This is a genomic window from Microcystis sp. CS-574, assembly GCF_028329095.1.
GTDB lineage: Bacteria > Cyanobacteriota > Cyanobacteriia > Cyanobacteriales > Microcystaceae > Microcystis > Microcystis ichthyoblabe_A.
In genome coordinates, this window is sequence record NZ_JAQMSY010000028.1 from 1 (window position 1) to 6,148 (window position 6,148).

Annotated in this window: 4 protein-coding genes; all 4 read right to left on the minus strand. The window is 43.7% G+C overall.

Annotated features, from left to right (window positions below; genetic code table 11):
• A partial coding sequence (locus tag PN470_RS02190) for a tetratricopeptide repeat protein (protein ID WP_272103533.1) occupies positions 1 to 1,407 on the minus strand: 1,407 nt, incomplete at its 3' end.
• A 135-nt stretch (positions 1,408 to 1,542) separates the two neighbouring features.
• Positions 1,543 to 1,998, minus strand: a complete 456-nt coding sequence (locus PN470_RS02195) for a hypothetical protein (protein ID WP_272103529.1) — start codon at positions 1,996 to 1,998, stop codon at positions 1,543 to 1,545.
• Between the two features lie 44 nt (positions 1,999 to 2,042).
• Positions 2,043 to 3,848, minus strand: a complete 1,806-nt coding sequence (locus PN470_RS02200) for an aspartate kinase (RefSeq protein ID WP_069475262.1) — start codon at positions 3,846 to 3,848, stop codon at positions 2,043 to 2,045.
• A gap of 409 nt (positions 3,849 to 4,257) precedes the next feature.
• A complete protein-coding gene (locus PN470_RS02205) occupies positions 4,258 to 5,826 on the minus strand; it encodes an NAD(P)H-hydrate dehydratase (protein WP_272103531.1) in 1,569 nt (522 codons plus the stop codon).
• Positions 5,827 to 6,148: the final 322 nt, after the last annotated feature.

Here is a 6,148-nt window from a genome sequence, read left to right on the forward strand (position 1 = left end):
AGGTTCCGCTTCTGTGTACCTGCCTTGGGAATTGTACAATGCTGCTAAATTGTTGAGGGAAGTTGCCACATCGGGATGATTGTCTCCTAAGAGTCGTTTTCTCAAATCTAAAGCTTGTAAAAAGAGAGGTTCCGCTTCTGTGTACCTGCCTTGGGAATCGTACAATCCTGCTAAATTGTTGAGGGAAGCTGCCACATGGGGATGATTGTCTCCTAAGTGGGTTCGAGTTGCGGTTAAACAAGCTTGACAGTAAGGTTCAGCAATAGCATACAATCCTTGTCCTTTATAATACCAAGCTAAACCCGTATAGGACCAAGCTAAATCCTCATCAGCGATATATTGGGGATATTCCCCGACAGATGCTTGTAGATGGAGAAGGAAAGGTTTAAATTCTTCAACGATTTCTACAGTGGGATTATATGGCATTTCTGCCGATTTTTTGGCCATAATCCCACAATAACGGCGTTTTGCTGGTTCTGCGTGGGGTGATGCTTCTAACTTATCCCGAAAGTAGCGACGCAACAGGGGATGAATTTCATACCAACCATCACGATTATCCTGAACTAAACTCAGGTGAACTAAACTATCGGTTAACCATTCCTCCACTGTATCCCCATCCTCATCGGGAAATAAATCCAGAATCATTCCCTTGGGAAAGGGGGCAAGAGCGAATAAACTGAGATAAAGTGCCAAAATTTGCGCTTTTGGTTCGCTATGCAACTCCTCCCAACTGAGATTAAAGGCAGCTTTTAACCCTCTTTCCGCAGTCATTTCTGCATGAAACTTGGGATTTTTGTCTAAAATTGGCTCATCTAAGCCTTTTTCGGCTAATTTCTCCCGTATTTTGCTAATTTTCCAATCCTGTCGTCGTTTTAGCAACCTTGCCACCAATTCTAACGCCAAGGGTAAATAACCCAAATCCCGACATAATAATTTAGCTGCCTCGATTTGTGTGTCAATTCTGTTGTCTTCAAGGTAGGAACGCAATAAATCAAGTGCATCTTTTTCTTTTAAAACTTCTACCCGAAAAGTCGCAATTGTCGCTGATAAATATTCCTTGCGAGTGGTAATTAAAACCTGAAAGCGTTTGTCTTCTTGCGGTGGTAAATAATCCCTAATTTGCTGATAATCCCGCACATCATCAAAAATAATTAGGACATTTCCCGCTAACCAGTTTTGCCAACAATAACGAATTTTTACGTCTAATTCTCCCTCATCTGGTAAAGTTAATTTGAGATGTACCCGCGCAAAATCTAGAATAGAAGTACCGATAAAACCGCCGTCACTTTCTGCCACATTTAACCAACATATACCCCCGGGATAGGCTTTTTCTCGCCATTCTTGCCAGCCAAACCATCTGGCTAGTTCGGTTTTACCTATGCCTCCCATTCCCGTTAAGGTAGATATAGCAAGCTTTTGGGATTGCTGTAATTGATTTTTTAAGTCAATTAATTCCTGATCCCTACCAACAAATCTAGGGATATTACTATTAGATAAATTGTGAGGATGTTGTTTAACCTGTTCCTGAACAAGCGGCTGCAGTCAGGTTTTATTGATGTTTATATTTTCTGCTTGATAAACTTCACGAATCTCACCCTGATTCTGTAAATTTTGACCTCCAGAATTAGCCTGGTTCATACTACTATTATCCTGAATTTTCAAGGATTGAATTTCTGTTGCTAAACCCTTGACTTTTTCGGCGAAATCTGCTTCATCATTCATGGCAACCTTTAAATAATCTGCTACTTTTTCTAGATCAGTTTTTGACCCTTTTTCAGCAGCTTGTAAAGCTTTTTCAGCATTAGGATTAGCTTTAAGTTTATTCCAGATGATTTGCCGCAAAGTATTAATTTTTTCTAGAGCAGCTTCGGTAAATTTTTCTACAGTAGTCTGAAATACCAAAGCAACAATTGTCGCCACTGTTATCGGTTCCATAGATAAAATCGGGGTGATGAGGGTTAACTTATTTATCTGGTTTTTGGGGGTATAAGTTGCCAACAATTAAACAACTCTTACCCCCATCATAGAACTTGTAATTTCATTTAGGCGGGTACTTCAATTTTACCCTGTCCGGCTAATCCAAAAGCGGCATGAACCACTTGTAGGGCCCTGACTCCATCTTCCTGATTCACCACACAACTGATTTTTATATCAGAAGTAGCAATCATCAAAATATTAATTTTCTCCTTTGCTAAAGCTTCAAAAAAGCGTGCTGCTACCCCCGGTTGTCCTTCCATTCCTGAACCAACAATACTAACTTTGGCCACATCATTATTAACCACCACTTCCTGTAAACCCAAACTTTCCGATAGTTCTAAAAGGATTTTTTGGGCTAAATTAGCATCAGCTTGGGGTAAAGTAAAAGCGATATCCCGTCGGGGAATACCATCGACAATGCGACAGCGTTGGGATTGAATAATCATATCAACACTGACATTTTTTGCCGCTAAAACCGAGAAAATTCTCGCCGCCATCCCGGGGCGATCGGGGACGTTACGAATGGCCATTTGGGCCTGATTATTATCTAGGGCCACTCCCCGTACTGGGACTAAATTTTTAGGGATTTCGCAATGAGCAACTTTAGCAGAATACTCCACTTGAAAAGCATCACAAAGGACTTTAATTGCTTTTTCTCCGTCCGCTTCATCGATGACGCAACTGACTTTTACTTCAGAAGTGGAGATCATTTCGATATTAATTGCCGCCGCGGCCAAAGTGCTAAATATTTGGGCGGCAATCCCCGGCCGGCCGATCATACCAGCGCCGGTAATGGCGATTTTAGCGGCCCCGGATTCGATAATCACTTCCGCTTCCTCTGTATTAGTGGGATGGGAACGTAAAACCGGTGCGATCGCTTCGGCCACGGATTGGGCTTTTTTCAAGGCATTTCCCATCACCGTAAAGGCGATATCGTTGCTGTCCCCCTCGTGAATCGATTGAATAATTAAATCCACGTCCACCTGTTGATGGGCAATTTCCCCGAATAAACGGGCAGCGATACCCGGACGATCCGGAACCCGTAAAAGGGCTATTTTCGCCTGATTACCCTCAAATTCCACCGCATCCACTGCTTTTGTCAATTCCAATCCTTGCAGGGTGCGCGGTTTCGGTGCTGGGGATGTCACCCAAGTACCCGGATCCTCTGTCCAACTGGACCGGACAACCAAGGGAACCCCGAAGTTTTTGGCGATTTCCACCGCTCGCGGGTGGAGAACTTTCGCCCCTAAACTGGCTAATTCCAGCATCTCATCGCAGGTAATTTGGTCTAAAAGACGCGCTTCGGGGACTAAACGGGGGTCAGTGGTGAGAATACCGGGTACATCGGTGTAAATTTCGCAAAAATCGGCTTTTAAGGCGGCTGCTAGGGCCACGGCCGAGGTATCGGAACCACCGCGCCCCAAGGTGGTAATCTCTAGTTGATCGCTATCGCTGACACCTTGAAAACCGGCGACCACAACTACTTTACCTTCCGATAGATGACGGGAAAGGCGATCGGTTTTAATTTCTAAGATACGGGCCCGACTATGTTCGGATTCCGTGACAATTCCCACTTGAGCGCCGGTTAGGGAGATGGCCGGTTGTCCGATTTCCTCTAGGGCCATACTCATCAAGGCGATCGTTACCTGTTCCCCCGTGGATAATAACATATCCATCTCCCGGCGCGAGGGTTCGGCGGCGATTTGTTTGGCTAAATTGACCAATCCATCGGTGGTTTTACCCATGGCAGAAACGACCACCACCACGGTGTTTCCTGCTATTACCGTATTTTTGACCCGTTGAGCGACCGATTGAATGCGTTCCACGGAACCTACCGATGTACCACCGTATTTTTGGACAATTACAGCCATAGTTGTCAGCGCTAGAGACTTTCTATCTTTGTTCAATCTCCAACTTATCAAAATTCCTTAACGATAAGTGGTTTTGGTTAACATTCCTTATGTTTTATCAAATGCCGACTATCCTTAAGAATGCACCGGAGAAGGGAGCGCCAGAGCTAGGTTAAGGCAGTCCGAGCATTTGTACTAAAATGTCAATAATCAGTTTAAATACAGTACATTTATGCTATTAATAATATTTTGGCTCTCTTAGGTTTGGTGGGTATTATGAAAGATATTTTAATGTTAGATACAGTAATAATTATCAATTCTGATCCCCCCGCCTATCGGCACCCCCCTTATCAAGGGGGGCAGGGGGGATCGAACCTAAAATCCATTTTTAATTTAATTATAACCAGCTATTTAGATACAGTAAAAATTATCAATTCTGATCCCCCCGCCTATCGGCACCCCCCTTATCAAGGGGGGCAGGGGGGATCGAATCTTTAAGGGCGGCAAATAAATAATTAGCTAAAGTTACTCCATCTACTCCTAATTCCGTCCTTTCTTTGGCTGCTAAAATGCCGGCTTGAGCGTGTAAATAAGCTGCTAATGCGGTTGTTTCTGGGGGATTATCCGGCATTTGGGTTAAGAATCCGCCGATTAATCCTGTTAAAACATCACCGCTACCACCTCGCGCTAAAGCGGAGGTACTTTCGGGGATTATATACATTTTACCTTCCGGGGAGGCGATTATAGTTCTGGCTCCTTTTAATAAGACAATTGCACCACTTTGTTGAGATGCTTTTTGAGTGATATTAATCCTGTCCTGAGAACCTGATAAGTTAGGAAATAAGCGTTTAAATTCTCCCCAATGAGGCGTTAAAATTGTCTTATTCTGGCGAGATGATAATTTTTCTATACCCAATTGAGCCAAAATATTTAAAGCATCGGCATCGAGTATAATCGGTTTATCACTATCTAAAACCTGTTCGATAATAGCGGGATTTTCTGTAGTTAATCCAGGACCACAGGCGAGGACATGATAATTATTTAATTCTAGGGGAAGTTCGGCAATAGCTCCCGTGGCAGTTTCGGGACAATCGATAATTAATGCTTCTGGTAAATGACTAATTAATAAAGATTTGAGGGCAGCAGGAACAGCAATAGAAAGCATTCCTACACCACTACCTCGCGCTCCTAATCCGGCAAGAATTGCCCCCCCCGCATAACGACGAGAACCACAGATAATTAATAAATGTCCCTGCTGATATTTATGGGTAAGGAGAGGACGGGGTAAAGGTAAATAAGGGCGAATTAGAGCGGGATTAACCCTCAGAATTGGCGGTGAATCTTGTAAAATTGTTTCTAGGTCAAGGGGACTAATTCCTATATCAATTAACTCCACTTTACCCAGATAGGGTAAGGCCACATCTTGGAAAAAAGCTCGCTTCCAGAGTCCCAAACAAAAGGTATGAGTGGCTTTAATTGCCGTGCCTAAAACCTCTCCGGTGTCGGTGTGAATTCCTGAAGCAATATCGATACTAATTACCGGTTTTTGCCAACTATTAATTTTATCGACTAATTCGGCAATCTCTCCCGATAAAGTCCTTTCTAAACCAAAACCGAAAAGACCATCGATAATTAACTGACAATCCTCCAAAGATTCTAAAGTTTTCTGAAAAATTAAGCCTAAATGCTTGACATAATTAGCCTGTTGTGCTGTTAAATCCTTGAGTTTGGCGATCGGACAAAAAAGAGATACTTGATAACCAGCGAGATGTAATTCTCTAGCAATCACGAGAGCGTCGCCGCCATTGTGACCAGGGCCAACGATAACACCGATTTTGGGGAAATCAGCCAAAGAATAGGACTTTTTAAACTGTTGTGCCGTTAACAGGGCTGCCTTTTCCATCAAAGCGGCCACAGGCATACCGGAGGCAAAAATCGCCCCTTCAATGCGACGCATCTGCTCGCTATTAACCACGTTTGACCGATAATTGTAGCTCATTGCAGGGATAAATTGCCTGTTAACAGGTCTAGATAACTTTTTTGCCGAAAAACTGCCAATTAGCCCGCATTTTCACCAGCTAAAGGCTGGTTTGGGTGATAATAGCCAGATCATTCTGTCTAGTTTCCGCTTGACGGTGAGCAGTGGATATATTAATTAAGTAGGTAGGCGTTAAAAACTATCAGATGCCCCCCTTATTAAGGGAGATCCCCCCGCCTATCGGCACCCCCCTTATTAAGGGGGGATTAAGGGGGGATCGGCACCCCCCTTATCAAGGGGGGCAGGGGGGATCGGCACCCCCCTTATTAAGGGGGGATTAAGG

Coding starts and splice junctions, on each gene's coding strand:
- PN470_RS02205 (WP_272103531.1), bottom strand. CDS start 5,826: ATGAGCTACAATTATCGGTCAAACGTGGTTAATAGCGAGCAGATGCGT.
- PN470_RS02200 (WP_069475262.1), bottom strand. CDS start 3,848: ATGGCTGTAATTGTCCAAAAATACGGTGGTACATCGGTAGGTTCCGTG.